The organism is Stenotrophomonas sp. YJH_SMC_73, from assembly GCF_059370155.1.
In genome coordinates this window covers 290,186-313,475 of sequence record NZ_JCAFTJ010000004.1, presented here as the reverse complement: position 1 = coordinate 313,475, position 23,290 = coordinate 290,186, and the positions used below count along the sequence as shown (strand labels likewise).

27 protein-coding genes are annotated in these 23,290 nt (G+C 63.1%); all 27 read right to left on the bottom strand.

What is annotated here, in order from left to right; translation table 11 throughout:
* Window positions 1-232: 232 nt before the first annotated feature.
* Window positions 233-532 (bottom strand): hypothetical protein, encoded by a 300-nt coding sequence (locus AC5P8R_RS08860; protein WP_239508201.1) that lies wholly within the window; start codon window positions 530-532, stop codon window positions 233-235.
* A gap of 590 nt (window positions 533-1,122) precedes the next feature.
* Window positions 1,123-1,347 (bottom strand): hypothetical protein, encoded by a 225-nt coding sequence (locus AC5P8R_RS08855; RefSeq protein ID WP_164166284.1) that lies wholly within the window; start codon window positions 1,345-1,347, stop codon window positions 1,123-1,125.
* A 427-nt stretch (window positions 1,348-1,774) separates the two neighbouring features.
* On the bottom strand, window positions 1,775-2,104 hold the full coding sequence (locus AC5P8R_RS08850; protein WP_231109344.1) for a hypothetical protein: 330 nt from the start codon (window positions 2,102-2,104) through the stop codon (window positions 1,775-1,777).
* Window positions 2,105-2,354: 250 nt separating this feature from the next.
* On the bottom strand, window positions 2,355-2,930 hold the full coding sequence (locus tag AC5P8R_RS08845; RefSeq protein WP_164166286.1) for a hypothetical protein: 576 nt from the start codon (window positions 2,928-2,930) through the stop codon (window positions 2,355-2,357).
* 123 nt (window positions 2,931-3,053) lie between these two features.
* Window positions 3,054-3,791: a hypothetical protein gene (locus AC5P8R_RS08840; RefSeq protein ID WP_289213994.1), complete on the bottom strand. Its 738-nt coding sequence runs from the start codon at window positions 3,789-3,791 to the stop codon at window positions 3,054-3,056.
* A complete protein-coding gene (locus tag AC5P8R_RS08835; protein ID WP_495223295.1) occupies window positions 3,791-4,180 on the bottom strand; it encodes a hypothetical protein in 390 nt (129 codons plus the stop codon). The genes AC5P8R_RS08840 and AC5P8R_RS08835 overlap by 1 nt, the downstream gene beginning before the upstream one ends.
* Window positions 4,180-7,593 (bottom strand): TipJ family phage tail tip protein, encoded by a 3,414-nt coding sequence (locus AC5P8R_RS08830; RefSeq protein WP_495223294.1) that lies wholly within the window; start codon window positions 7,591-7,593, stop codon window positions 4,180-4,182. The genes AC5P8R_RS08835 and AC5P8R_RS08830 overlap by 1 nt, the downstream gene beginning before the upstream one ends.
* 95 nt (window positions 7,594-7,688) lie before the next feature.
* Complete coding sequence (locus AC5P8R_RS08825; protein ID WP_169410831.1) at window positions 7,689-8,306, bottom strand: tail assembly protein; 618 nt, start codon at window positions 8,304-8,306, stop codon at window positions 7,689-7,691.
* A complete protein-coding gene (locus AC5P8R_RS08820; RefSeq protein WP_495223293.1) occupies window positions 8,299-9,039 on the bottom strand; it encodes a C40 family peptidase in 741 nt (246 codons plus the stop codon). Before AC5P8R_RS08820 ends, AC5P8R_RS08825 begins: the two co-directional genes overlap by 8 nt.
* A gap of 92 nt (window positions 9,040-9,131) precedes the next feature.
* Complete coding sequence (locus AC5P8R_RS08815) at window positions 9,132-9,824, bottom strand: phage minor tail protein L (protein ID WP_495223292.1); 693 nt, start codon at window positions 9,822-9,824, stop codon at window positions 9,132-9,134.
* On the bottom strand, window positions 9,821-10,204 hold the full coding sequence (locus AC5P8R_RS08810; protein WP_495223291.1) for a hypothetical protein: 384 nt from the start codon (window positions 10,202-10,204) through the stop codon (window positions 9,821-9,823). The genes AC5P8R_RS08815 and AC5P8R_RS08810 overlap by 4 nt, the downstream gene beginning before the upstream one ends.
* A gap of 2 nt (window positions 10,205-10,206) precedes the next feature.
* Entirely contained in the window at window positions 10,207-10,758 is a 552-nt protein-coding gene (locus tag AC5P8R_RS08805) for a hypothetical protein (protein ID WP_495223290.1), read from the bottom strand.
* Between the two features lie 9 nt (window positions 10,759-10,767).
* Window positions 10,768-11,097: a phage tail protein gene (locus AC5P8R_RS08800; RefSeq protein ID WP_495223289.1), complete on the bottom strand. Its 330-nt coding sequence runs from the start codon at window positions 11,095-11,097 to the stop codon at window positions 10,768-10,770.
* Window positions 11,097-13,883: a phage tail tape measure protein gene (locus AC5P8R_RS08795; RefSeq protein ID WP_495223288.1), complete on the bottom strand. Its 2,787-nt coding sequence runs from the start codon at window positions 13,881-13,883 to the stop codon at window positions 11,097-11,099. Before AC5P8R_RS08795 ends, AC5P8R_RS08800 begins: the two co-directional genes overlap by 1 nt.
* 2 nt (window positions 13,884-13,885) lie before the next feature.
* Window positions 13,886-14,185, bottom strand: coding sequence for a DUF1799 domain-containing protein (locus AC5P8R_RS08790; protein ID WP_262086880.1), 300 nt, complete (start codon window positions 14,183-14,185; stop codon window positions 13,886-13,888).
* 8 nt (window positions 14,186-14,193) lie between these two features.
* Window positions 14,194-14,502, bottom strand: a complete 309-nt coding sequence (locus AC5P8R_RS08785; RefSeq protein ID WP_164166315.1) for a phage tail assembly chaperone — start codon at window positions 14,500-14,502, stop codon at window positions 14,194-14,196.
* Window positions 14,502-15,161: a phage tail tube protein gene (locus AC5P8R_RS08780; RefSeq protein ID WP_495223287.1), complete on the bottom strand. Its 660-nt coding sequence runs from the start codon at window positions 15,159-15,161 to the stop codon at window positions 14,502-14,504. The genes AC5P8R_RS08785 and AC5P8R_RS08780 overlap by 1 nt, the downstream gene beginning before the upstream one ends.
* 71 nt (window positions 15,162-15,232) lie before the next feature.
* The gene (gp17, locus tag AC5P8R_RS08775; RefSeq protein ID WP_142234528.1) at window positions 15,233-15,589 is read right to left on the bottom strand and encodes a tail completion protein gp17; all 357 of its coding nucleotides are present in this window, start codon (window positions 15,587-15,589) and stop codon (window positions 15,233-15,235) included.
* Window positions 15,586-16,089 carry an HK97 gp10 family phage protein gene (locus tag AC5P8R_RS08770; protein WP_346601240.1) on the bottom strand — a complete coding sequence of 168 codons (504 nt, stop codon included), beginning with the start codon at window positions 16,087-16,089 and terminating at the stop codon, window positions 15,586-15,588. Before AC5P8R_RS08770 ends, gp17 begins: the two co-directional genes overlap by 4 nt.
* Window positions 16,086-16,436 (bottom strand): head-tail adaptor protein, encoded by a 351-nt coding sequence (locus AC5P8R_RS08765; protein ID WP_495223286.1) that lies wholly within the window; start codon window positions 16,434-16,436, stop codon window positions 16,086-16,088. Before AC5P8R_RS08765 ends, AC5P8R_RS08770 begins: the two co-directional genes overlap by 4 nt.
* Complete coding sequence (locus AC5P8R_RS08760) at window positions 16,436-16,744, bottom strand: head-tail connector protein (RefSeq protein ID WP_495223284.1); 309 nt, start codon at window positions 16,742-16,744, stop codon at window positions 16,436-16,438. The genes AC5P8R_RS08765 and AC5P8R_RS08760 overlap by 1 nt, the downstream gene beginning before the upstream one ends.
* Window positions 16,744-17,232 (bottom strand): hypothetical protein, encoded by a 489-nt coding sequence (locus AC5P8R_RS08755; protein WP_495223283.1) that lies wholly within the window; start codon window positions 17,230-17,232, stop codon window positions 16,744-16,746. Before AC5P8R_RS08755 ends, AC5P8R_RS08760 begins: the two co-directional genes overlap by 1 nt.
* A 66-nt stretch (window positions 17,233-17,298) precedes the next feature.
* Window positions 17,299-18,510: a phage major capsid protein gene (locus tag AC5P8R_RS08750; protein ID WP_495223282.1), complete on the bottom strand. Its 1,212-nt coding sequence runs from the start codon at window positions 18,508-18,510 to the stop codon at window positions 17,299-17,301.
* On the bottom strand, window positions 18,507-19,154 hold the full coding sequence (locus AC5P8R_RS08745) for an HK97 family phage prohead protease (RefSeq protein ID WP_495223280.1): 648 nt from the start codon (window positions 19,152-19,154) through the stop codon (window positions 18,507-18,509). The genes AC5P8R_RS08750 and AC5P8R_RS08745 overlap by 4 nt, the downstream gene beginning before the upstream one ends.
* Complete coding sequence (locus tag AC5P8R_RS08740) at window positions 19,147-20,406, bottom strand: phage portal protein (RefSeq protein ID WP_495223279.1); 1,260 nt, start codon at window positions 20,404-20,406, stop codon at window positions 19,147-19,149. Before AC5P8R_RS08740 ends, AC5P8R_RS08745 begins: the two co-directional genes overlap by 8 nt.
* A complete protein-coding gene (locus tag AC5P8R_RS08735) occupies window positions 20,403-22,310 on the bottom strand; it encodes a terminase large subunit (RefSeq protein WP_495223278.1) in 1,908 nt (635 codons plus the stop codon). The genes AC5P8R_RS08740 and AC5P8R_RS08735 overlap by 4 nt, the downstream gene beginning before the upstream one ends.
* Window positions 22,243-22,521, bottom strand: coding sequence for a hypothetical protein (locus AC5P8R_RS08730; protein WP_164136120.1), 279 nt, complete (start codon window positions 22,519-22,521; stop codon window positions 22,243-22,245). Before AC5P8R_RS08730 ends, AC5P8R_RS08735 begins: the two co-directional genes overlap by 68 nt.
* Window positions 22,522-23,290 lie beyond the last annotated feature (769 nt).

The window sequence follows — 23,290 nt, the reverse complement described above, 5'->3', positions numbered from 1 at the left end:
AATCAGCGTACGCTGCAACCACTGCCGGCACATCACGCATTCCAGAACACCTGGCTTGGAGACCATGCCAGGAGGCACCCTGCTCGCATGCGCAGGATGCCGCAAGCGGCAAGCGGTCAGTAACGCGCGCTTGGTCGAATGCGACCACGTTTTAAGGCACGACGACCCAGCAACACATGCTGCCCAGACCGGTCTTCGTGGCCAAGTCGGGTGACATAGTCAGCGTTCCACCTCAGCCGTCGGCTGGGTGCCTCCCAGCCAAGCTCCCCATCGTGAAGGCATACCCGGCTTCTTCCAGCAGTGCCCTCATGCGCAACTCCACACGACGGGGAGAGCGCAATCCATTCGGCGCATAGAGAGCATACACGTAGCCGGCGCCGTCAATGATTTCGCGGCGGACTGCGCACTCGGATGATTCGGTAGCTTCGCACCAGACAGACATTAGCCTAGCCGGGCTGATCGACTGACCATTGCGGAGTCGGAAGAAAAGCCAACGCACGCCTGGCGGTTGAGCTGGATCTACTCTAGCCATTGCGAGCCCCGGATTCGTCTGGATAGATCACTGAGAACCTCAGGGTCCAGGCGAGGGCGCTCATCTTTAGAGGAACGTGGCAGATCTATGCGCTCACTACCGTTCACTAGCGCGGGGAGATCTGACTGCAGATCGATCCACCACTCGGAAGGAAGCCGGAGCCCAGTACCCGTTCGATCGTAGATGCATATCGGGAAATTCATAGCGTTGCTCCTAGATGTACCGAGCATACGCTTGCGCAATGTCAGGCCAGAATGCGACTCCTACAAGGCTGACGCATCAACTCTCTTTGCACATATGAACACGTGTGCTTCGTCTCGCTGAACTTTCAGGAACGACTCAAGCCAGCAAAGAGCAGCGCCTCTATTCGCAATCACTCTTCCCAACTTTTCAGTCAAACACCGCGCACACTCCATTCCACCAGGGCTTTGCCCTTGGCAGGTCCGGCACTGAGCCATCGTCGTCGTGGTCGCCGGGCGCGATTGATACATGATCTTCGTCATCAAGTTCACAGCTTGAGCATGGGACGACATATCAACGTTCCTTTTGATACAGAAGGAGCCGCGCTGGGCGCGGCCACTCCTTAGACGTCAACGGCGGCTATTGCGACCCTCACTGCCCTTTTGGTCCTGGCCATGGGTCGACTGCTCACGCTCCTTGCCTCCCGGCTGCTGCTGTTGCTGTTGCTGACCTTGCTTTCCGGCGAGGTCTTCACCGCCAAGCTCGTTTCCGTCCACTTGACCCTGCTGGCCTGGCTGCTTCTTCTCGCCATCCGAATTGGGACGGTCGTTCTGGTTCTGGGGGGAATTGTTCATTTCTCACTCCGATGCAGCCATCTGCTGCCAACCCACAATGGCCCTCAGCCTGTTACGCAGCCGTGCCCGATTGGCACCAGTATGAACAAGCGCCATGAACAGGTCGCCGCCTCCAAGGGTGTACAGTGCAGCTCTAAGAGGAGAAGAACATGGAACGCAAGAGGAACAAGGATTTCGTTGACGTCGAACGTGAACTCACGCATTGGGGATTGGCATTCAACTCTGGTGCGCTACCCGCCATTAGCTTCCGCCATGAAGTTGACCCGGTCATCCGACTCGCATGTGACATCTACACCAGAGACCCGCACGGAACACGCGCAGAATGGCTGGACGACCTCAAGGGCAGACTTGCGGCCCGATCCAGTCTCCGTGGTCACCCTGGCGCAGCGGAAATCGCAGGTCAATGCTGGTCGCGCCTCTCTTGCTCCTAGGAGTTTTCTTCCCGCGAGGCTGCGTCGTTCCCTTCTCGCATGAGCTGATCATTCAGCACGTGAACGATGGACATGACCGCATCGGCGAGCGCTCTTGAGTCGCTGATTGACCCGTAAAAATAGATACGGGAGCCTTCAACCCGGACTTCTGCCAAGGAGAGCTGAGATGCCAGGGCCTCGCACTTCCTCACGAATAGTTCAGTCCAGCGGGCACCCGGCGCAAGATCCAACAACGCAATGATGGCCTCATCAGTAGAGGAATCGACGCGCTCATGTAGCTGCGGCACATCGAAACCGACAATTCTCGGAAGCATGGAAGCGCTCAACGGTTGATCCTCTTGCTTATAGTCGGTTTGAGTATCCTCCACGATACTCGGATCCACCATCTGGCAAACCCCCACAGCCTTGCGCCAATCCCGCTCCCATGTCTCAATAGCCGGTCATTCCTAACATGGCCATGGCCGTCCTAAGGCAGGCGGCGGTGATCCGGGCGGAATAGCACATGCGCACCATCTCACCGCGGAAAGTGTCGTGCCACGGTGAAGCCGCCCAGCCACAGGCTAGGCGGCTACCACATCACATGAAGACGTAGCCTTGCGGCCCGTCGTTGTGGGCGCCCGAGATTCCCTCGCAGCCAACATCGCGGGTGTCGAAATGACGGAGCTTTCCCTTCCACGTGTAAGCACATCGATACAGTGGCGCGGTTCCTGGCAGCTGCACCGACGATACATAGCCGATCGGCCCTTGATTGGGAGGAATGACTTGCCCCTCACAATTCATGTCAGTTGAGGTGAAGCCATCCCATGGGGTGTGACTGAAACACTCCCTAATCGGGTGACTGTTCTCAAAGGGTGTCGTGGAGATAAACCCGATGACCCCTTCGTCCATCCAGCCCGACCGCACCCACGAGGCAATATCGTAGTGAAGAATCCTGTGGGTGTTGTTCTTGCCTTGATAGATGCGGTGGAGTTCTGCCAGCGTGACACCAGCCGGCACAGCAAGACTGGGATCCATCTGTACCGCCGCATTCGCCACGGATGCAAGGTCAGTCCCGCTTGCATGGGCGACGGGCGCGCCGCCAACTGCGAGAAGCAAAGAAATACTCAGAAGACTCGATTTCACGAAATGCTCCATTTCTTCAATCGCGAACATCTTGTTCGCCGCTCGATCCTATCTAGTCTTGCGATCCCACAATGTGACAGCGCTCACGTCGATCACCCTCAATCATCTTTTAGGCGGATGGCATTGAATTGAAATTCGGCCACGCCGCACTCTTCATCCGAACCCCAGCGGCACCTCGGTCAGGTCCACGATGAAGATCGTGGCGTTCTGCGGCCCCATCGTCACGCCGCCCACCGGGAACGTGTTGGTGATCAGGGTCTGTTGAGTCACCTGCAATCGCGAGAGGAAGATCCGGTTGTCGCTGGTCATGTGGAAATGGTCGGCATTCATGGTGCACCGATCCTGTGACTGCGAGAAGTAGTAGAAGCGCGGCGACGGGATGGCAATGCCGATCTTTGTCCCTGGGAAGAACTGGCCGATCTCTACGGGAGGCCCTGGGACCGTTGGCAGCGCCACCACCTGGAGTACCCGCAGACCCTTGCGTCGGGAGTCGTAGAAGACCGTGCCGTCTTCGCCACGCATGCGCAGACCAACCGGTCCACTGGCCGCACGCTCGGTGGCATTGAATGTGTAGTACTCCAGCGTCTTGTTCGGCGCTTGGTTGGAAGCGTAGACGAAACACGTCACACCGGTCTGAACCAGAGTGAATCCCGTCGTAGTTGCCACGCTGTCATTGATGTAGCGGCAGACATGGAGATTCGATGTCCCGCTCGTTGAGGCCAGGACCCCGCTCGGCGACCATGAGGCAAATGGCGGCGAGCCGCCGGTCCCGCCGCCGGAGAAAGTTCCGGTGTTGAGCGTCCCTGACTTGGCCAACTGTAGATTCTGATAGCCAGCCCCAATCTGGATCTGCCCGGTTCCCTGGTTCCGCACGCGTAGTCCGACGGCCATCAGCTGTATACCCCGTAATGAAGGGTGATGCCGCCGACGGTGTCCGTCGTGGGCTTGCTCGGAAACATCTCCATCCTGACGTGGAAGTTCACCACGTCAGGATCCCAGCTCCAGTTGATGCTGTTCCCCGATATGGTCACCGAAGGGACCAGCATTCCGTACACCGATCGTTGGCCTTCGCAGGTGAAGTAGTAGTAAGGCTCGCCGCCAAGGAAGTCGTTGACGACGAGCCCTCCATTTGCCTCGGGTGGCGCGACCCACTTGTTGTTGGAATTGACAGGGCTGTAGAGCGGGAACGTGTAGGACCCGATCCTCTTCGACAGCTTAGTGGTAACCGAAGTCTCCACGTACCCGCTCTCGGTCCGAACCCTCAGCCCAGTGTCGACCATTACTGCAGCACTCCAAGCTCCACGGCGAGATTGCCGTTCGGGTAGCGGATGTAAATGCCCTGGTTCGTGATGTTCAACTGATATCCGCCGGCGACGGCGCCATTGAACTCGAATCCACCACCCGCCGCCTTGTTGATTCTCCAGCCGCTTTGCCCCGGCACGTAATCATCGGATTGGATGGCCCCACTGATCTTCGCGTTGGTGATCGCGGCATCGGCGATGTTGGCGCTGGTGATCCACGCGGTGCCGATCAATGCTTGGCTGATGAACGTCTGGCCGTTCTGAATTACGAATGGGGCGGTGATGTTTCCATTCACCACGTTGATCACAGCGAAGCGGTCAGCCTGCATCAGGATCTGGCTCTGATAGCTGCCGTCTGGCTGGTTCTCGACGCCGATGCCCATGCCGGCCGCATAGTACTGGCCATTGGCTGCCACCTGCAGCTTCAGGCTGTACGAGGCGCTGATCTGTCCGTCCAAGTCGACCAGAGCCTGCGAGGTGGCCTGCACCATCGCCCGGGTCTCGCCTACCGCTGCTTCGGTGGTATCCACCCGCCTGCCCAGCGCATAGTCTCCGCTCGCGATGACCGTCAGCGTGGTGATCGTGCCGGCAAACGCGTCCTCATCGCCCGCGTTCCAGTCCCCATCGCCGGCGTGCTCAGCGCTGTATTGCGCCACCAGGCCATCTACGCGGTTGCCCACCGCCGTGACCTTGCCGTCCACCTCCGTAACGTCAAGCTCCAGCTGATCGATCCGCCCGGCCAACGCGCCGGCCTCGGCCACGGCATCGCCGACGCTCTTCCACTTCGTGCCAGGCGGCTCCTCGTTCCCCGGGGCGGCGTCGGTCCACAACCAGATCTTGCCGTTGTGCACCACCGTCTGGCCCGACTCATACGTGGCATCTGCGGCCCAGATCAACGGGACGATACTGCTGATGCTCTCGATCTCCGACAGCAGCTCCCGCCCCAGCGCGCTCTTGTTGATGAGGCCGGAGAAATAGGCGTCATACTCGGTCACGTCGGTGCTCGACTCGCCCACGACACCAGCGCCAGCGGGATACCACGGCCCGATGTTGCCGCTGCGGTCGACCAACCGACCCCAGAAGTAGAACTTCGCGCCGGCGGCCAGGCCATCGAGCCGGTGCCGGTCCTGTGGATAGGCGAAATCGCCCAGCTTCGTCGCGTTCTCCAGGTTCGGGCCAGCGCTGCGCCAGATCTCGGTGCGTTGGGTGTCGGTTGCCCCGGGCGGGAACGCCCAGGCCAGCTGGATGCCGAACACCACTGACGCTGCCGTCAGGGAGGTCAGCGCCGGCGGCGGCTCCGTCTTCCCCTGAATGTCGGTGAGGACACTGAGGGCCGGCTGCGACACCGCATTGAGCGCATTCACCGCACGCACCCGGGCCAGGTACTTGCCCGCATAGACCCCGCGCACCTCCGCGCTGGCCGTGCCCACGCGCCCCACACGCACCCAGTTCAGATCGTCCCGGCGCCATTCCACGTCGTAGGCAATCGCCTTGTCGGCCGCATCCCATTCAATGGTCAGCACCGGCGTGGCAATGCCCTGGTCGATCACCACATGCGAGGACAGGCGCACGTTCGCCGGCGGCGGCTGCACGCTGGGCGGTACGATGCTGATGGGCGGCGGCTCCAGCCGGGTGCCGTCATCGATGGCCGCGAACTTGTCCGGGCGGTGCTGCAGCGCGGTGACGCGATAGGTCAGCCCATCTTCCTCGGTGATGCTGATCACCCGGAACTGCTGCATCACCAGGTCGGTCGACTCCGTCGCCCAGATCGACTGCACCACCGGGATCGCGCTCCAAGGCGCAGAGACGGTCACCACGCGCGTCTCCGGGTTGACCGCGCTGATGGTGCGGGCCTCGGTCTTCCCGCCCGGCAGCGTCGCCCGCAGGAGATCCCCGGCCTGCATCGAGGGCGGCACCACATCCAGGGTAAGGCTGCTCGCCGCGGCCGCGCTGATGCGGCCGGAGTTGCGCCGCCCCGCGCGCTTCGCATCGGCGACCTGGATCACGTCACCGGGCATGCAGTTCAGGACATCGAGACCCACGGCGAAGTTGACGGTCTCCGTCTCCAGATTCTCGCTGTAGAGGATGTGCAGCCCCACGCGCTGGGCCTGCGACTTGGAGTGGCAGCCGAAAGCCGTCACCTCGATCTGGTTCACGCCGTAGCGTGCAATCCCTTCCTGCAGCTGGACCGGCTCGACCTTCTGCCGGCCGAAGTCGTCCGGGTCGGACCAGGACACCAACGCCACCGTGTGCCGTGCCTTGCTGCCGCTGCCGGTGTACGTGAACTTCCCGTCGACCACGTTGGCCTGGCTGTAGGTATAGACCGGGTCCTTCGGCATGTCGGCCGAGGCCATGATCTGCCCCGCCGCGTAGAAGCTGATGCCGCGGAACATGCTGGCCATGTCCTGCAGCACCTTGTGGGCCGACTCCCGGGTCTGCAGGTACAGGCTGCAGGTGAAGCGCGGCTCCATGCCGCCCATGCCGTCGCTGACCAGCTGATCGCAGTACTGCGCGATCTCGTACAGGCGCCACTTGTTCACCCAATCCAGCGGGATTCGGTCGCCCAGGCCGAAGCGGTCGTTGGTGACCATGTCAAAGAACACCCACGCCGGGTTGTTCGTCCAGGCCGACTTGAAGGTGCCATCCCACACCCCGCTGTAGGTACGCGCGATCGGGTCGTAGTTGCTGGGCACGCGGATGATCCGGCCCCAGATGCGGTAGGCCGTGGTCGGCTTGCCCTGGAACTGGCTGCCGTCGATCTGGATCGCGGCCAGTGCGCAGTTCGGGTAGCGCAGCTTCACGTCGATGATCTCCGTCATGGAGATCACGTTCACGGTGTCGGCGACGGTGGAGCTGTTCGCGTTCGGCGTAAGGCGGCGGATCCGCGCCTGCCACTGATTGCCCGGCGGCAGGTCGATGCGATGGCTGCGCTGGTACTCGGTAGTGGTCTTGCCACGGAAGGCGTTGCTCAGCACCGTGCTGAAGGCGCCGCCGTCAGTGGACAGATCGATGGCGTACTCGACGGCGTAGCCCTCGGTGTCACCGTTCTCGGTGTTCTGCCTTTGCAGGGCGGGAACACCAAACCGGATCCGAACCGCAGACAGATCCTGCCCGGAGGCTGCTCGCACCACCGGTGTGTCGCGCAGCTCGACGCCGACGCCGATCTCGTTCTCGACCGACGGGAAGCCCGGGATGTACTCCTGGTCCTGCGTGCCCGAGCGCGTCTCGACCTTCACGCCGTTGAAGTTGAAGCTGCCGTCGCTGTTCTGGATCGGCACCTCATTGAGGTAGACGGACTGGTTGCCGGCCACCAGACCCCGGATCTCGCCCTCGCTGACCAGGTCCAGCACCTTGGCATAGGAGATCGAGTGCAGGCTGTCCGGGGTCTCCACCGGCGTGCGGGCGTTGGTGCTGCTCTTGCCGCCTGCGCCGATCACATCAACGCACGCCAGGGCCAGCGGATCGTGTTGATAGCTGACGGCTCGGTTCACTGCTGGTCCTCCGCGTAGATGCCGCCGCTGATCACCACGGATCCGACGACCATCCCCTTTGTGTCGTGGCCGCCGTAGGCGACGGGCACGGGGTTGCCTTGGGCCTGCACGTTCACAGGCCCGTTCATGCTGTAGTTCGGCGTGTTCTCGGCGGCCTCCTTCGTCCCTAGGCCACGGGGCTGGGGCGACAGCATCTGCACCACGCCGCCGATCGCCAGACTCCAGCCGGCCGCGCCGACAGCGCCCCAGAACTTGGCCGCTGCGGCGCCGGCGCCCGGACCGCCGTAGATGGAGGCCACCACGATCAGGGCCACACCGACGATGGTCTGCAGGGCACCCCCACGTTTGGAGCCGACCAGCACCGGTGCAATGCGGATATCGTCGGCACCCGGCGGATCGTGCAGCTGCGCCTTGCTCAGGTTCTCCCGCCCGATGAACACGGCAAACTCGACGCCCTGGTCCTTGCAGCCTGTCAGGAACTGCCGGAAGCCGGGCAGCAGGATGCCGAGCGCGAAAATGGCCTCGGCCGGGCTGTTCACCACCAGCTGGAACTTGCGGCCAAAGCGAGCGCCGAGGCGCCCGTACAGCCGGACAGTGCGCAGGCGCTCAGTCATTGCTGGCCTCCTTGTGGCGGACGATGTAGCGGGTGCGCTCGGCCCACATGCCGCCGTAGACCACCGTTTCAGACAGGCGCCCGTGCATGTGGTGCAGCATCTTCCCGTCGCCCAGGTAGACGCCGGCATGATTCGGTACAGGTGAGCGGATCTGCATCAGGATCATGTCGCCGCGGCGCGGCTCGCCCTGGATGACCGCGAAGCCCTCCGCCTGCAGCCGGTCCAGGCTGTAGAGGTCCTGCCCCTTCTCCCACCAGTCGTCCTCCCGCTCGTACTGGCTGAGCTGGATGCCCAGCTCGCGGACGTAGAAATCACGCACCAGGCTGTAGCAATCCAGCACGCCGTGGGCGAATTGCCGGCCCACCAGCGGCGCCTCGTAGCCGCAGGGCACTATGGTCTGCAGGTCGCCACATTCGGGATCAGCCCCAACGCACTGCCCCACGCTCACGATGTGCCACGGCAGGCCGCTGGCCTCGCACATGACGCGGTCGGCATCAGAGGCAGCCGCAGACGCGTTCGGGTGGCTGTGCACGACGGCCAGCACTTCGCCGTTGTCCTCGGCGTCGGCAAAGTCCTCTGCCGGCAGCCGGAAGTGCTCGCTGGGAGTTGTGGCCAGGTTGCGGCATGGGACGTATATCTCCCCATCGCAGCCGGCCACGATGAGGCCGCAGCACTCGCGCGGGTAGTCGGCCACGGCATGCGCCTGGATGGCCTGCAGGGTGCTCTGTTGCATGGATCTCGCCCATAGAAAAGGCCCGCGCCTGGCGAGCCCTGTGGTGCTGCTGGTGCAGCGCGAATGGTCTGGAGCTGGTGTATGGCGGATCGTCAGGTCCGCAGCAGGCCGGCGGCGGGGAATCCACCGTGCGGAATCGGCTTGTCCTGGCCGAACCGCAGTTGGCAGCTCTGGACCAGTCCGGCGCACACGTCCCTGGCCGGGTCGTCGACCGGCTGGTCGTTGATATCGAAGTAGGCCGAGCCGGTGTAGCCGCAGTAGGGACCTCGATAGCCCCCGTGCAGCAGGGCGCTGCAGATCCTCGTGCATTGCCGCGCGGGCAGCTCCCGCCCGTTGAAGTCGGCCACCGTGGTCAGCTCGAACTCAACCGTTTCGTCGTCCTCGCCCACCTTGCGCTCGATGTACCAGATCTCATCCGGGAAGTGTTCGCCCGGATCAGCCAACGGGTTCCCCTCGGGGAAGTTGGCCGCGTCCAAGTACTTCACCAGCGTCTGCCGGCGGATCAGCTTGGCGCCGGCCAGATCCTGGAACATGCGGCACAGAGCGCCGATCCGGCCATCGATGTTGCTGACCCTAAGCCGTGGGTTGGGCTGCTGCTCGCTGGTGCGCTCGAACCCGGTAGCGTTGATCGGCCAAGGTCCATATTCCTGGCCCTGCCACCAGATCACCCCCGACTGGAGGTGCTGGTGAAACCAGAGCTGATCTGCACCGAAGCTGGTGCAGTCCAGTTCATAGACCGTGACGCGGCCGCCTGGCTCGAGCTGCTGGGCATCGGCGGTGATCATGGCGCATCGACCTCCGCATCCTCGGCTTGTTCGACCTCCGGAGCGTCAACGACGACACGTACCGTCAGCAAGTAGACAATGTCCCTTGCCTCTCCAGTCGCCGGATCGGTACACGAGTAGAGCACCGCACCCGCCACCTGCTGGATGGCCAGGCGGATGGTCTGTTCGTCATTCTCGTCACGGTATACGCTCGCGCGCCACCCGGTAGCCGGTTTGATCCCCGGACCAGCTACCCGATACACACCAGTCGCAACCCGAGCGCACGCGATGCCCAGAGCATCAAACGAGCAACCGATGCTTGTGCCAGGAGCATGGTCTCCATCAAGCACGATCCCACCATGAGGCTGGATGTTGAACGCTGCGGTGCAGGTGGGCTCCATGTTCAGGCTCTCTTGATGAAGTTGTTGGCATCCACCGTCGTGTTACCCGCGTGCCATAGGGCACTGCCACGGAAGGAGACAGCTGTTCGGGTGACCGTGAGCGCTTGGATATAGGCCGAGTTGAAGAAATCGCCATCCTTCAACCAGACTTGGAGCTGAGATTCGAATCCGTTGGCTCCCGTAGGGACCAAGAACATGCCGGCCAGATCGCTGTTGCTGGCGTTGTAGGACAGGGTGAGCTTGGCTCCGAAATCGTTCGTAGCATTCGCGTTGTGGAAAAAGTTCGCGCGACGAACTGCCGTTCCGCCGCCTCGCATGACGAGCGTCCCCGTCATGGCGCCGGCTTCACCGCCAGACTTCGGAACAGCCGCCGCAGCTGCAGCACCCGCATTGGTCGCCTTCGTGTCCGCGGTGGCCGCAGCTGTGGCGACGGTACTGATCCGACCATCGAGGTACGCGTCGTTATCGTTGACCTTCCCGAAGGCGATCCTGGCTGGATCGCCCTTCTTGCCGTTCGGCTGGACTGTATCGGTATTGATTGGCTGAAGTGCCATGTTCTCTCCTTACGGCTGGAAAGTCTGTTCGAAGGTGGCCGTGACGCTGTAGGTCAGGCCACCAAGGTGGGAGTCGGTGTAGGTGTCGCAGTAGTAGAGGCCTGTTCCCCAAGGGCCGGCCCACAAGAAGGACATGCCGGCGTGTGCATCGAGGAAGGCGATGATCTCGGTGACCACCGCCTTGGGCGCAACGAAGCTCACCTGGTACTTTCTGGCAACGGAATTGATGCCCTCCGCAACCTGCTGTGAGTAACCATCCCCGAACTTTGCGCGCCTCACCGACGCAGTCGCTGATCCGCTGCTCTGGCTGGTGGCTTTCCAACTGAATGTGTCGGTCATCAACCTCTCCCCATCACCCTCATAGCGCCGCCGTCCTTCATGGACCGGAGCTGCGCATCGTTGATCTTCATGTCGATCAGCTGCCCGATCTCCTTGCCGAACTGCTGCCACATCGGGGTGTCGGCTGACACATCGGTCGATCCGTCGCTGTTCACCACGACGTTCACTTTCACCTGTGACGACCCTGTTCCACCACCATGCGCTGCTACGCCCAAGCGTCCATCGGGCCCACGCTGTAGCGGCATGATGGCCTCCGGCCCGGCCTCACCGAACACGCCTGCCCCCTTCGCAAAGGCGAACAACTGCGGGGAGCTGTAGACGCCGCCGGAATACGCCGACAGGCTTGGTGATGTGTAGACACCACCCTTGGCATTGCGGCCTATGTTGGCGAGAAGATCGGAGTTGATCTGCTGAGTGCCGCTGGTAGCTGCAGCATTCCCCGCGGCAGTGACCCCGCCGCCCCAGGCACTGGCGATCATCCCGGCGATACCGACGATCGCCTGCTTTGCGGCAATGCGTGCCAGGTCGGCAATGATCGAGTTGGCCAGGTCGTGGAATGACAGCTTCCCGGTCATGGCGAACTGAACCAGAGCGTCTTCCGCGCCCTGGAATGCGTTCGTCAGCGCGGAGTGGGCCTGGCCAGCCGCGTTGTTCGCCTCCGTGGCGTAATCCTCGAAGGCGGCTCGGGTGCCGTTGCGCCAGTCTCCCATCGCGGCAAGCCGGCGCGCTTGGTAATCCATCTCCAGCTGCAGCTGCTCATCCCTGTGCCGCGCCGCATTCGCCGCCAGCTGGTCCCATTGGTCCTGATCGGTAGCAACCTTACGGTCGCCCAAGCGCTTCAGTTCGTCCTCGTATTCCCGTTGCACCTCCATCTGCCGGCGCAGCTGGGCGACCGCGTCCTGGCCGCGGCCGTAGCTCATCAAGTCCAGCTCATTACCCCTGCGCCGTGACTCGGCCTGCTGGTCGAAGATGGCCTGCTGCCGGGTGAGCGCCTCCAGGGCCTTCTTCTGCTTGTCCTTGGCCTCCACAAGTTCGCCGGTGGTCTTCAGCTCCTCCAGCATCGTCCCGATGCGCTTCCGATCCGCTTCGGGAATCTTGGAACCCAGCCTGTCCAGTTCTTCCAGCACCTGCACCCGCAGGCGCTGGCTGACAGTGAGCTTCTCCTCGCTGCCTGACTGCTCTTTGTTCAGAGCTACCTGCTGCTGAATTCTGGCAACGATAGACGTGGCCGGGTTTGTTTTGGAGCCACCACCGCGGCGCGCTTCTGCCTCAGCGAACTGCTTCCGCGACGCTGCGACTTCCCGGTCGATATCAGCCTGGTCCTTGCCGAGCTTCTTGCCCAGGGCGACGATCTGCGCCTCTTCGGCGAGCTGCTTCTGGCGCTTGGACAGGTTCTGCCCGGCCAGACGATCCCATTCCTGTTGGTCCTTCTTCCGCTGCTCTAGGCGCTTCCGCTCCCCAGCGCTGCCGATCGATTCCTCTGCGCCATTGCCGTAGATCCCTGCCATCGTGACGGTGGGCTTGGGGCCAAGGCCCCAGTACCGCTCGGCGAAGTCATTCGCCGCGCCAAGCAACCCACCCGCGAGCTTTGCCTGGCCTGCTATCGGGGTGAAGAATGATGCCGTCTCCGCCACCGCACCTCGTTTCACCCCCGTGGTGCGCGTGAGGAGGCGATCAGTGAGATCGATGTACCGCCCAAGCTCATTGAAGGCCGATGAGGTGTCGTCCTTTACTGCCTTCCACCACTGGCTGACGCCCGAAAGGGATTCACGCGCCTTTGCAGAAACATCTCCAAGGCTGGCGTGATAGATCCGGATCGCCTCCGTTACCGCCTCTTGCTGCCTCCCTTCTTCTTGAAGCGCGGTCACCCGGTCCAGTTGCGCGCGCGTGAGGAAGTGCTCGGCCTCGTTCAGCTTTAGCAGGCCTTCTACCGGGTCCTTCGCCAGCTCCTTGAACTTGTCGATGGTGGAGTCGATGCTCTGACCAGTCGCTCCTTCCATTTCGGCCGCTGATTCCGACACCAAGCGGAACTGTTCGCCAGTGAACCGGCCTGATGCCGCAACCTGAGTCAGCGCCGCCAGGGCCTTGCCTCGTGTTACACCGCCAAGGTTGTCCATCTGCCGAGCGAGCGCCGCAATCTGCTCGGCACTGGTTCCGGCATAGTTTCCGGTCGTGATCAGCGCCAGTTCCGCCTGCCGCTGCGCCTCTCCGACCTGATACCAAGCCACGCCAAGCGCTGCAGTCGCCGCGGCTGCGGCTGTGAGCGGGTTGATCATCGACAGCAGCTGCGACGCCAAGGCGGCGGCCGCTGGCCGGATGCCGCCGAACATGTCCTTGAGCTGTCCGCCCTGCTGCAGGAAGACAGTCAGCGGGTTCTGCCCACCCTGCAGGCTCACAGCAATGTCGGTGATCTGCGCGGGCACGCCGCGCATTGCCGCTGCCTGCTGGGCCGCGCTGACACCGTATGCATTCAGCTCCTTTCCGGAGCGCTTGGCCGCAGCTTCAGCTCGGGCCAACTTCTGTACGATCTCGTCCAGCACCGGCCCACTCGTGCGCAAGGCGGCGTTGTAGGCCAACTGCTGGGACCGGGTCATGCCCAGGGTGTCCGCCTGGCGCACCAGCGTATCGACGCGCGAGCGCTCAGCGCGCGACAGCTGCTGATACTGCTGCTGTGCGCTGCCCGACATGTCGGCCACACCGCGCTTTGCTGCGGTGATCGCACTGTCGAACTGCTGCGTATTGACGACCAGGTCGATTCGAGCCGCGCCAATTGATTGGTCGGTCATGGTCAGCCCTTGCTAATTTCGGTTAGGGCAGCGCCCTCAATGATGCGTATCGCGGCCATCACCTCGGCCCGGCGATCACCGGTCAACCCTTCGCGGTCCAGCTCCTGGAACACGACGTTGTAGTCCAGCCCAAACGGACCTCCGGCGCTTGCACGCCACTGGGTGGAGACCCGCGAGAAGATCTCGATAGGCAGCGAACACTCGGGCCACAGCTGCACGTCCGGCGGCTGGTAGTGCTTCGCTTTGAGGCCGACCTGGGCAAGCTCGGCCTCGGTGGGCGCGCGCCAGTACAGCGCCCCCACCGCCTCGATCAGTTTCCCTTGCGGGCCACCTGGATCGCCTGCGCGTAGCCGGTGATGATCACCGCATCCAGGCCGATCTGCTGCTGCAGGGCCTCATCCACGCCGGCGGTATCCAGCGACACGTCCGCATCCCATTCCGCCACCATGTCCAGGATCGCTTGAGCCGGCGTGATCTCCTGCCCCGCCAGGCGTTGCAAGAGCGCCGTGTACGCCTCCTGTGTCAGGTGCCGATAGATCAGGTTGAGCTTCTGCTCGCGGCCGTGGCCGATGATGGTCAACGATGCCTTGAAGGTCTCCGGGGCCTTTACCTTAAACATCAGGCGCCCTCCACCAGGACCGAATCGGCCAGGGCGGTGAACGTCGCGGTGGTGCCCATCGGCGTGTTCGCGGTCATGGTCGGGTCACCGTCGTAGCTCAGGTAGCCATACCAGTACAGAACGTCACCGCCGGCAAGCTTGGCCCGCAGCACCACCGGCTCGCCCTTGGCGTCGACCGTCTTCAACGCCGGATACCAGGGCTTGGACGGGTCGTAGTAGAGCGGGATGGTGATGGTCTTGGCGTTCTTGAAGGTCGGGATCTGGATCTGGCGGCCGGTCGGGTCCTCCAGCAGGGTCCCGCTCCAGTACTGCTGTTCTCCGCCGGCGGTGGTCGGATCGCCCTGCTGGTCCAGGTCGATGAAGGCGCCTGCCTTGCGCAGCGAGCCGGCGCCGCTGGTGCCCGGGTACAGGGTGGTATCGGTGGTGTCGGTGCCGAGCAATTCGATTGCACCGGTGGATTCGGCGCCAGCCCGGGTCGTGCGGTTGTTCAGGGCCGGCCAGCCCGGGACCTCCAGTACCACCACGTCGTCGGTGTCGACTGCATCGGCGGCAATGCTCGCCAACGCGGGCGCCGCCTTGGAGATGCCAGTGGTTGCGATCTTGGTGGCCAGCACCGGCGCGAAGCCGAACTGGGTGCCCTTCGGGAGCTTGAGTGCCATGTGTTGTCTTCCTCTGGTTGAAAACGAAAAGCCCGGCGCATGGCCGGGCTGATACGGGGTTGGTGGGCCACTTACGGGTCAGGGAACCAGAGCCCGAAATCGAGACGGGCGCCGTATGCCTTGATGGGCGCCTCGTACATGGCGACTGCGGCGCCATAGGGCTCGGAATGTGGAACGCCGGTACAGATCACATCCTCAATACGACGGATCAGCGTGTTGGCCTCGGGCCTGGACTTGGACCATATGGTGATCTGCACCCGCGCATGCTTGTGGTCCGGCATTGATCCTTCGAGGAACCACAGGGCCTGGCCTCCAACCTGCTGATAGAGCGCAAACGGGAAGACCGGCTGGTCTGGCGGAACGTCGGGATAGAAGCGCCCCTGTACCAAGGGTGCAATCAGGGCATGGAGAGACGGTTCGTAGCTCATCCGCTGCCTCCTCGCGCCTCACGCAACAATTCGGGAAGCCGCTCCCTACCCCTTTCCACCATCGCCGCCTGCGCGCGCGCCAGGGACGCGTCGTACCCTGGTCGAACGAAGGGCTCGGCCGGCACCCATTTGGGCTGCGCCAGCGGCGCACCCAGCGTCCAGGAGCCGTCCTTGTCCTTGTAGACCGCGTGCGTTTGCCAGTGCCCGAACTCGATCAAGTGCCCGTGGGGCGCCTTCTTGGCGTTCCAGGAAATCGAGTAAATCTGCCGACTGTCGGTGGATCGGCCATCACGGTACGCCAGGTAGATCGCGTCGCGAAGACTTCCGGGGCGCAGGCTACCCCCCTCCTCCGTGCCCACCGGTGCACGCAACTTCACTTCATCCCGAATGACCTGGCCACCGGCAACGCCCATGGAACGTGCGAGGCTGACGCGGGAGTCGAGAAGTGCCTCCAGACCCCTCACCGCGCCGGAGAAGTCAACGTTCGCCTTGATGCTCATCCGCTGTTTCCTCCCTCCTCGGTAGCAATGAAGGCGCGATCCCTGCGGTTGAGGTCACGGGTGATCCCCTTCACCTCAAACACTAGGCCGTCGAAAAGGATCCGCATCGTTGCATCGATCCCCAGCGCCCTCACGGTCTGATACCTGGCCATGAAGCTGTATCGGGAGATCGATGCCGGGACGCCGCCTAGGAGGCCGGCGCGAATTGCCCCGAGACCGGTTTCTCCGGCAACGCTGACCATGATCTCGTCGACCAGCTCCCATCCTTGGGCTGGTTGACCCCAGTCATCCGTTCCGGACGCCGGGCGCTCAACCCGGACCTTTCGATTGAGCAAGCCGGCGCGCATCAGAATGTCTTCCTATACCAGAGGAGCCGCTCGACGCCGAACTGCACCTCAGTGGATACCTCGCCGACCACAGTCGCCTCACGGTTGGCGACCCAGTGCCCCACCAGCAGAAGTGCAGCCTGCAACACGTCTGGCGACAGCTTCATCTCATCCGGGCCGGCCGGCTCACCCTCGACCAGCCTCCGGTCGCAGTGCTGCTCGATGTGCGCCAGCGCGGCTGCCACGTACTGCTGCAGCAGGGCGTCGTCCACGTCGGCAACGATGTTGCACTGCTTGCGCACCAGTTCCAGGTCGAGGGTGACGGCCATCAGGCGGGATCCTTCTTCTGGGCTTCGGCCAGAACTGCTGCCAGGCGATCAGCACCCCAGCGGCGGTCGAACTCGACGCCGGCGGCCTCGAGCTGCTGGATCAAGAGCGCCTTCTTGTCGGCACCGCTCTGGTCGGAAGTGGTCGGCTCGCCAGAGGCGGCGCCGCCGGTGACGGGTTCGGCCGGACCGGCACCGCCGGACGCTTCACCATCGCCAGACTGGGTGCCTGCAGCGTCGGTCGCTCCTTCAGTACTGGAGGTTTCGACCCCACCGCCGCCCTCGCCCGTCTTCAGTTCGCTGGATCGGGCCGGCTTCGTCTTCTGGGGTGCGGCACCTTCGTGGACCTGTACCACCAGACCCTTGCCGACCAGCGCGTGCCCGTATTCCGGATCCACGCCGTCGAACACGTCGCCAGCCTTCACATCGGCGGACTCGGCATTAAGCTTCGGGGCGTCGCCGCGGAAGCCCCATTCGGCTTTGATCTTCATGTTCCTGCTCCGTATAGAAAGAGAGAGGCCGGCACGTGGCCGGCCTCGTTCGGGATCAGCTCGCTATCACGCCTGCGGCTTGAAGCGGCCCTTCACGAATGCCTCGACGCGGCGCTTGGCCAGGCCCAGGCGCTCTTCGACCAGCAATACGCGCTGGTTCTTCACGAAGTCGTCGTTGATCAGGCCGACCTTGAACAGGAAGCTCATGCGGTCGTAGATCGTGGCGCCGCGCTGGAAGTTGGCGACCAGGAACTCGCCACCGGTGGTGGTGCCGTCGCCTTCGTCCATGCTGTCCGAGGCGACCACCGGCCGGCCCCACAGGATCGGGGTCACGAAGCCCTGCAGGTTGGCGAACAGGTAGCGGTTCTGGCTGTCCTTTTCCAACTCGATGTTCATCCAGTCCAGTTCGGTCATCACCGTGGCGTCGGCCGACAGCTTCGACTGCTTGCGCACCTGGTAGATCGCGCGGCGGACAGTGTCGATCGAGGTGTCGCTTGCCTTCGAGAGGGCGTCGTCGAACACCGTGGCATCAGTCATCAGGCCGGGCAGGTTGTTGCCCAGGCCGTCGCCCTTCAGGATCTGGACTTCTTCTTCCAGCTTCAGGTCGTAGCGCAGCAGCTGCTGCAGGTAGCCGTACATCTGCGGCACGTCGTCCAGCGCTTCGTCGGTGACCGGGATCCAGACCGCCAGCTTCTTCACCAGGTCGGTCTTCTGCTCGAAGGTGACGTTGCTCTGCGGCTTGGCCGCGCCTTCCCCGACCGGGCCAGCGCCACGGGTGTGCAACTTCTCGCGGAAGTAGGTGTAGCTCTGGCCAGTGACGGAGATCGACGGGATCAGGTCGCGGATGCGCAGCTCCTGGCGGATGCCCGGCTGGATGGTCGGGTCGTAGTTCGGCACGACGATGCCGGCGCTAGTGACGGCCTTGGTTTCCTGCATGGACGCCAGCTCGTCCTTCTTGATCTCGATCTCGGCCGCCGACTTCTCACGGCCCTGCAGCGCCTTATACTCGTCGTTGCCCTTGATGAAGTCGATGAAGCCCTTCTTCGTACCGGGCTGGTTGCCCAGCCCGATGCCTTTCTCTTCCAGCTTCAGCACCTTGTCGACCACCTTCTGGATCTCGTCGGTGGCAGTCTGGATCTGCTTCTTCAGATCGGTGGTGACCTGGTTGCCCTTCTCGATTTCGGCCGAGGCGCTGTCGTACTTCTTCTGCAGGCCGGCGAAGCCGTCCTTCAGCTGCTTTTCCAGACCCTCACGGATATCGCTGATGTTCTCGCTCATTGGTGCATTCCTTTGAAGATGGATTCGATGGATGTGCCGAGTTGCTGCAGCTGCTTCACGGTCTCCGTGTCCCGAATGCCACCGTCACGGTGGATCGCGGGAAAGCCGAGCGAGGCGACGGCCGCCGCCTCTTTCTGGGACAGCCCCATGCGTTCGCGCAGGGCCGATTCGAAGGCGCGAACGTCGGACTTGACGCTCATCACCTGTGCTTCCGGGTTCATGCCGAAGGGGACGACCGACGCCTCCCACAGTTCGGCCTTCTTGATCACGCGCACCCGCTGCCCCTGGCGGTTTTCGATCGCGTCCTCCAACGTGTTGAAGCCGACTGACATTTCGTCCAACGTGCCGGCCTTCATCAGCTCGTAGGCGTCCTTGGCGTAGCTGACGTTGAGGTTGACCTTGCCCTTCAAGTGCAGGCCGTTGCCGTCCTGTTTGAACTCGGCATCGCCAATCAGTCGGGTCAGGTTGTGGTACAGCGCCAGGCGCAGTCGGCCAGTCCGAGTCGTCTTCACCTTGACGAAGGCGCCCGGCAGGATCAGGTCCTCGCCGAGATCCACGTTGTCGAACACCGAGGCATAGCCCTCGAAGTTGCCGGCATCGTCTGCCGCTTTTACCTCGAACGGGCAGGAATACTTGCTAAGCATTGGCGGAGTCTCCCGTTGGGTCGTCGTTGCTGGAATCGGGCTTGTTGCTGGTCCACCGTGTGACCTGGTTGTATTGCTCGCCTTCCAGCACAGGCAGGTTCTCTTTCACCCGGACCTCGTTGATCGCCATCCAGCCCGACCCACCTGAGCCGCCTAGAGCTGTCTTGTAGTAGTTGGCTCGCGCTCCGCTGTCGGCGCGCAGTAGCCCCTCTACGACGGCCTCCACGAACATGTCGCTATCGGCGAACAGCTTGTCGTTGATCTCGCTCTCGATCGCGTCCAGATAGGGCTTCAAGCCGAAGGTGACGAAGCCGCTGGTTTGCTGCTCCAGATTGGAGCCCAACACCGAAGTGGATCGAGCGCGGTTGGTCAGGTACAGCGGAACGCCCCAGATGCCGGCGAGCGCCTCCTCCTGGAACTGCTGCGATTCGATGAACTGGCTGTCTTTCTGGGTCAGGCCGGCCGGCGTGATCGTCGGCCCACCCTGCAGGATGGCCATCTTGCCGAGGTCGTCCACATCGCCCTGGCGGATATCAGGCAGCTTCGCCTTGATTTGCGCCTGCTGCTCCTTCGTCAGGAAGCCGGGATAGATGATGTATCCACCAGTGAAGCCCCCCTTGCGCATGAAGCGGGCTGACCAATCCTGCGCAGCGCGCGCCAGCCCGATGGTTTCAGCCTGGTACTCCACCGGTGAAAGGCCAACGATGCCGTCGGAGCTGAACAGCTTGAAGTGCAGCATGTTCTCCGGGGAAACCGGGGTTTCGCTGCCGTTGATGTTCGCCCAGTAGATAAGGCCGTCGTCGGTGTCGATGCGGACGCTGTCCACCGGCACGGGAATCAGGCCGATCCATCCACCATTGTCGTCACGTTGGACGATGGCGAAGGCATTGCCGCGCAGCGCCATGTTCACCACGACCGCCTTGATCAGGTCCAGCCACTTGATGAACGGATTCGGCTTGCTCAGCAGGCGAAGCAGACGGCGCCTCTGCGGGCTGCTCCCCCTGACCAGCTGACGGAGGCCGCCCGCGTCCTCATACAGCTTCCAAGGCAGCCCCGCGGCGGACTCGGACAGCACCTTGACGCAGGACCAGACGATGCTGACCGTCAGCGCCTTCTTGGGCGTCACTCGGACGCCCGCCTTGGTGCCTCGGCCACCGGTGGATAGGTCGACCTCCACGTAGTTGCCCGTGGCAGGGTCGTCGTATCCGAAGAACCGCCAGCTCAGCGGGTTGTACCAGCGAAAGGTAGTCATCCGATCAGTCCAAAGAAGCCGTTTTCCAGGTAGTCGTCTATGCCGCCGGCGTCCGGTGGCATGGCGTGTGCCGCGCCGATGGCCATGCAAATGGCTACCGCGGCGTCGATCTTGTTTGCCGACCTGGCCTTCGACAGCCAGCTGTTGCCCCAGCGGTCCGATTCGATGACGGCGGACATGATTGCGGACACCAGAACCGGGTTGCGGCGCAGGCGCAGGCGTCCCTCCAGCAGCGCCTCTTCCAGCAAGCGCAGCGACCCGGGCATCCACATGCCTTCAGGTACTGGCTGTCCCGACTGCTCGGCGGCTTCCACCGCCGCTTCCAGTGGCTTGCCCTTCTTGCAGCCACCCTGCGGGTGCTCAGCGAAGGTCACAGACAAACCAATGTCGTTGACCTCCTCTTCAAAGCGGCGGAACGCGTAGCGGTCGTACGCGACCAGTTGCACGTCATAACGGTTGTCGTACTCGGCCATGACCTGGGCCACGTGCCGAAAGTTGATGGCCTGCCCTTGAGGCGCGTGCAGGTGTCCACCGTTGACCCACGTGCGATAGGGCAGCTTGTCCTGCAATTGCCGCTGATCCAGCGTGTCCCCGGGCGTCCAAGCCTCGATCCAGGCGTCGAACGTCGGCTTCTCGATGACCAGCTTCTCGCCCTCTACCTCCACCTCTACCGGGACAGTGCCGGTCTCCACGACCGCTGCCATCGCGGTGATATCGCGAACCTGCGATAGGTCGAGGCCGAGGTAGACCTTCCGTCCCTCATGCATGCGCGGGTCGAAGTCGGCCAGCGCCGGTTCCAGCGTTGGGCGCGTCATCCAGGCGGTCTCCGCATCGGTCCACACGCAGAAATGCAGACGAAGAATGCCGTTCAGTGACCCGGGGATCGCTTTGGCTTGCGCCACCACGCCCGCCAGGTACTGCTCGGTGATAGTTACCCCCAACAGGGGATTGGCCTTCGCCCAGCAGCTGGGATCCTCAAGGGGGTCGTCCCCGTCGTCCAAGCTGCACACGTAGCTGAAGGTGCTGTCGTCGATAACGTCGCCGACGAAGGTCGGATCGTTCACCGCCTCGGTATGGCCGGCGGCGACCTTGACGGCATGCTCGTGCTCCTCCCAACACACCGAGGTCCGGTCGCTGCCGGAGTTGGTGATCATGAAGAGCAGCGGCTCGCGGCGGAACTTGAAGCCGCGCTCCAGCATTTCGATGATTCGCCGGTCGGGAAGCTCGTGCACCTCATCGACCAGCACGAAGAACGGTCGAGGACCGGAGCCGGTACGGCCCGTATCGCGCGACACCGGCCGGAAGAAGCTCGCGCTGGCGTGGTGCGCCATGCTGAACTCCCGCCCCTCACCGCCAGCGAACTCGATGCGCTTGGCCAGGAGCGGCGACTTCTTGACCATCTTCACCGCGTCGGCGAACAGGATGCCAGCCTGGTCCTTCTTCGCCGCCGCCGAGTAGATCTGTGCGCCAGCCTCGCCTGCAGCCGTCATCCCCAGCAGGCCCAGCCCACCGGCCAGCGGGCTTTTGCCGTTGCCCTTCCCCTGCTCGATGTACGCGCGGCGGAACCTGCGAAGCCCGTCTGCGCCCTTCCAGCCAAAGAGCGAGCCGATGATGAACGCCTGCGAAGGGTGCAGCTCGAACTTCCGGCCCTCGAACTGACCCTCGGAGAGCATCAGGACGTTCTCGAAGTAGCGGAACGCGTACTCGGCAGCCCCGTGGTCAAAGTAAAGGCCCCGTTCGGGGCCTTCAATCAGATCCTGCAGGTGGCGCCGGCAGGCGTTTCGGACATGAGGGCCGGCAACGATCCGGCCAGCCACCACATCCAGCGCATACGCCTTAGTGCGGTCGGCCGGAGCTGGGGCCACCGAAGAATTCTTCGCCCTGGTCGTCTTCGTCACCGCCATGCGAGACCTTCGATTCATCCACAGGTGTGGCGCCCAGCTTCGAAAGGATCGAGCTGAGCGCCTGGGTTGCTGACACGCCGAATTCGGCTTTGGGGTCCTCCATCCGCGCCGTCCAGAGGCACGCCAGGCGAAGAAGCACCCGGTGGCTGGAATTGAGCCATGGCATTTCCGATGCGAATTCCTTCCACGCCCGCTTTTCGGCAGCCGTCATGGTTTTGAACGGCTCGCCCAGGGCGCGCGTACCTTTTGGCCTCTTTCTCCCGGCATGCCGGCCTGGATTCTTGATGGCGGCGCCGCTTGTCGCAGCTTTTGCGACGGGCAATCGGGGCCTTGGCATGAATTCCTCGGGAAAATGCGGGATTTCTTGGCTGGGATGGCCCGTTCGAGGGTCGTCCCGTGAATTGTGGATACGCGAATTTGGGGGGACGGTCGGTCTAGGCCGGTCGAAATGGCATAAATTTACCCCCCCCTGTGGAACCGTTCCGTGGAACACGTCAGCCAGCCACCGGCCACCCGTCCTCATCGCACCCTCGGACCTGCGCCGCACCGCGCTCCAGACGCGCCTGGTCGACGTTGTGACAGTCGGCGCACTGGCTGTCGAAGGGTCCAGTCCAGAACATCTCCTCCGTCTCCCCAGACGGGTGTCCGTTGGTGTGGTTGCACACGGTGGCGACCGTGACGTGGCCGCGAGCCTTGCATCGGCTGCACAGCGGTTCACGGTCCAACTGCGCCCTGCGTGTTCGCTGCCAACGCGCGGTGCCGTACAGGTGCGCGAAGGCGCTGCCGCCGGTTTGCCTGCTCCTGCGAGTGAACGCCGCGCTCATCAACCCAACCCGTCCGACAGAAGACTCAAGATCCTCTGCCTGAACCGACATGCCCACCCGATGTCCGGCTCCGCAAGCTCAATGCAAGCACCGGACGAGGTCACGTGATTTTCCATACTCGTGTACTTACTTAGAAGCAGAAAAGATGGTATGAGG

What these genes read in the sequence shown, in the direction of transcription:
- AC5P8R_RS08810 (WP_495223291.1), bottom strand. Translation starts at nt 10,204, where the DNA reads ATGGAGCCCACCTGCACCGCAGCGTTCAACATCCAGCCTCATGGTGGG.
- AC5P8R_RS08750 (WP_495223282.1), bottom strand. Translation starts at nt 18,510, where the DNA reads ATGAGCGAGAACATCAGCGATATCCGTGAGGGTCTGGAAAAGCAGCTG.
- AC5P8R_RS08845 (WP_164166286.1), bottom strand. Translation starts at nt 2,930, where the DNA reads ATGTTCGCGATTGAAGAAATGGAGCATTTCGTGAAATCGAGTCTTCTG.
- AC5P8R_RS08760 (WP_495223284.1), bottom strand. Translation starts at nt 16,744, where the DNA reads ATGGCCGTCACCCTCGACCTGGAACTGGTGCGCAAGCAGTGCAACATC.
- AC5P8R_RS08805 (WP_495223290.1), bottom strand. Translation starts at nt 10,758, where the DNA reads ATGGCACTTCAGCCAATCAATACCGATACAGTCCAGCCGAACGGCAAG.
- AC5P8R_RS08800 (WP_495223289.1), bottom strand. Translation starts at nt 11,097, where the DNA reads ATGACCGACACATTCAGTTGGAAAGCCACCAGCCAGAGCAGCGGATCA.
- AC5P8R_RS08770 (WP_346601240.1), bottom strand. Translation starts at nt 16,089, where the DNA reads ATGAGCATCAAGGCGAACGTTGACTTCTCCGGCGCGGTGAGGGGTCTG.
- AC5P8R_RS08840 (WP_289213994.1), bottom strand. Translation starts at nt 3,791, where the DNA reads ATGGCCGTCGGACTACGCGTGCGGAACCAGGGAACCGGGCAGATCCAG.
- AC5P8R_RS08785 (WP_164166315.1), bottom strand. Translation starts at nt 14,502, where the DNA reads ATGTTTAAGGTAAAGGCCCCGGAGACCTTCAAGGCATCGTTGACCATC.
- gp17 (WP_142234528.1), bottom strand. Translation starts at nt 15,589, where the DNA reads ATGAGCTACGAACCGTCTCTCCATGCCCTGATTGCACCCTTGGTACAG.
- AC5P8R_RS08780 (WP_495223287.1), bottom strand. Translation starts at nt 15,161, where the DNA reads ATGGCACTCAAGCTCCCGAAGGGCACCCAGTTCGGCTTCGCGCCGGTG.
- AC5P8R_RS08735 (WP_495223278.1), bottom strand. Translation starts at nt 22,310, where the DNA reads ATGGCGGTGACGAAGACGACCAGGGCGAAGAATTCTTCGGTGGCCCCA.
- AC5P8R_RS08745 (WP_495223280.1), bottom strand. Translation starts at nt 19,154, where the DNA reads ATGCTTAGCAAGTATTCCTGCCCGTTCGAGGTAAAAGCGGCAGACGAT.
- AC5P8R_RS08730 (WP_164136120.1), bottom strand. Translation starts at nt 22,521, where the DNA reads ATGACGGCTGCCGAAAAGCGGGCGTGGAAGGAATTCGCATCGGAAATG.
- AC5P8R_RS08855 (WP_164166284.1), bottom strand. Translation starts at nt 1,347, where the DNA reads ATGAACAATTCCCCCCAGAACCAGAACGACCGTCCCAATTCGGATGGC.
- AC5P8R_RS08740 (WP_495223279.1), bottom strand. Translation starts at nt 20,406, where the DNA reads ATGACTACCTTTCGCTGGTACAACCCGCTGAGCTGGCGGTTCTTCGGA.
- AC5P8R_RS08860 (WP_239508201.1), bottom strand. Translation starts at nt 532, where the DNA reads ATGGCTAGAGTAGATCCAGCTCAACCGCCAGGCGTGCGTTGGCTTTTC.
- AC5P8R_RS08815 (WP_495223292.1), bottom strand. Translation starts at nt 9,824, where the DNA reads ATGATCACCGCCGATGCCCAGCAGCTCGAGCCAGGCGGCCGCGTCACG.
- AC5P8R_RS08755 (WP_495223283.1), bottom strand. Translation starts at nt 17,232, where the DNA reads ATGAAGATCAAAGCCGAATGGGGCTTCCGCGGCGACGCCCCGAAGCTT.
- AC5P8R_RS08825 (WP_169410831.1), bottom strand. Translation starts at nt 8,306, where the DNA reads ATGACTGAGCGCCTGCGCACTGTCCGGCTGTACGGGCGCCTCGGCGCT.
- AC5P8R_RS08820 (WP_495223293.1), bottom strand. Translation starts at nt 9,039, where the DNA reads ATGCAACAGAGCACCCTGCAGGCCATCCAGGCGCATGCCGTGGCCGAC.
- AC5P8R_RS08765 (WP_495223286.1), bottom strand. Translation starts at nt 16,436, where the DNA reads ATGCGCGCCGGCTTGCTCAATCGAAAGGTCCGGGTTGAGCGCCCGGCG.
- AC5P8R_RS08795 (WP_495223288.1), bottom strand. Translation starts at nt 13,883, where the DNA reads ATGACCGACCAATCAATTGGCGCGGCTCGAATCGACCTGGTCGTCAAT.
- AC5P8R_RS08835 (WP_495223295.1), bottom strand. Translation starts at nt 4,180, where the DNA reads ATGGTCGACACTGGGCTGAGGGTTCGGACCGAGAGCGGGTACGTGGAG.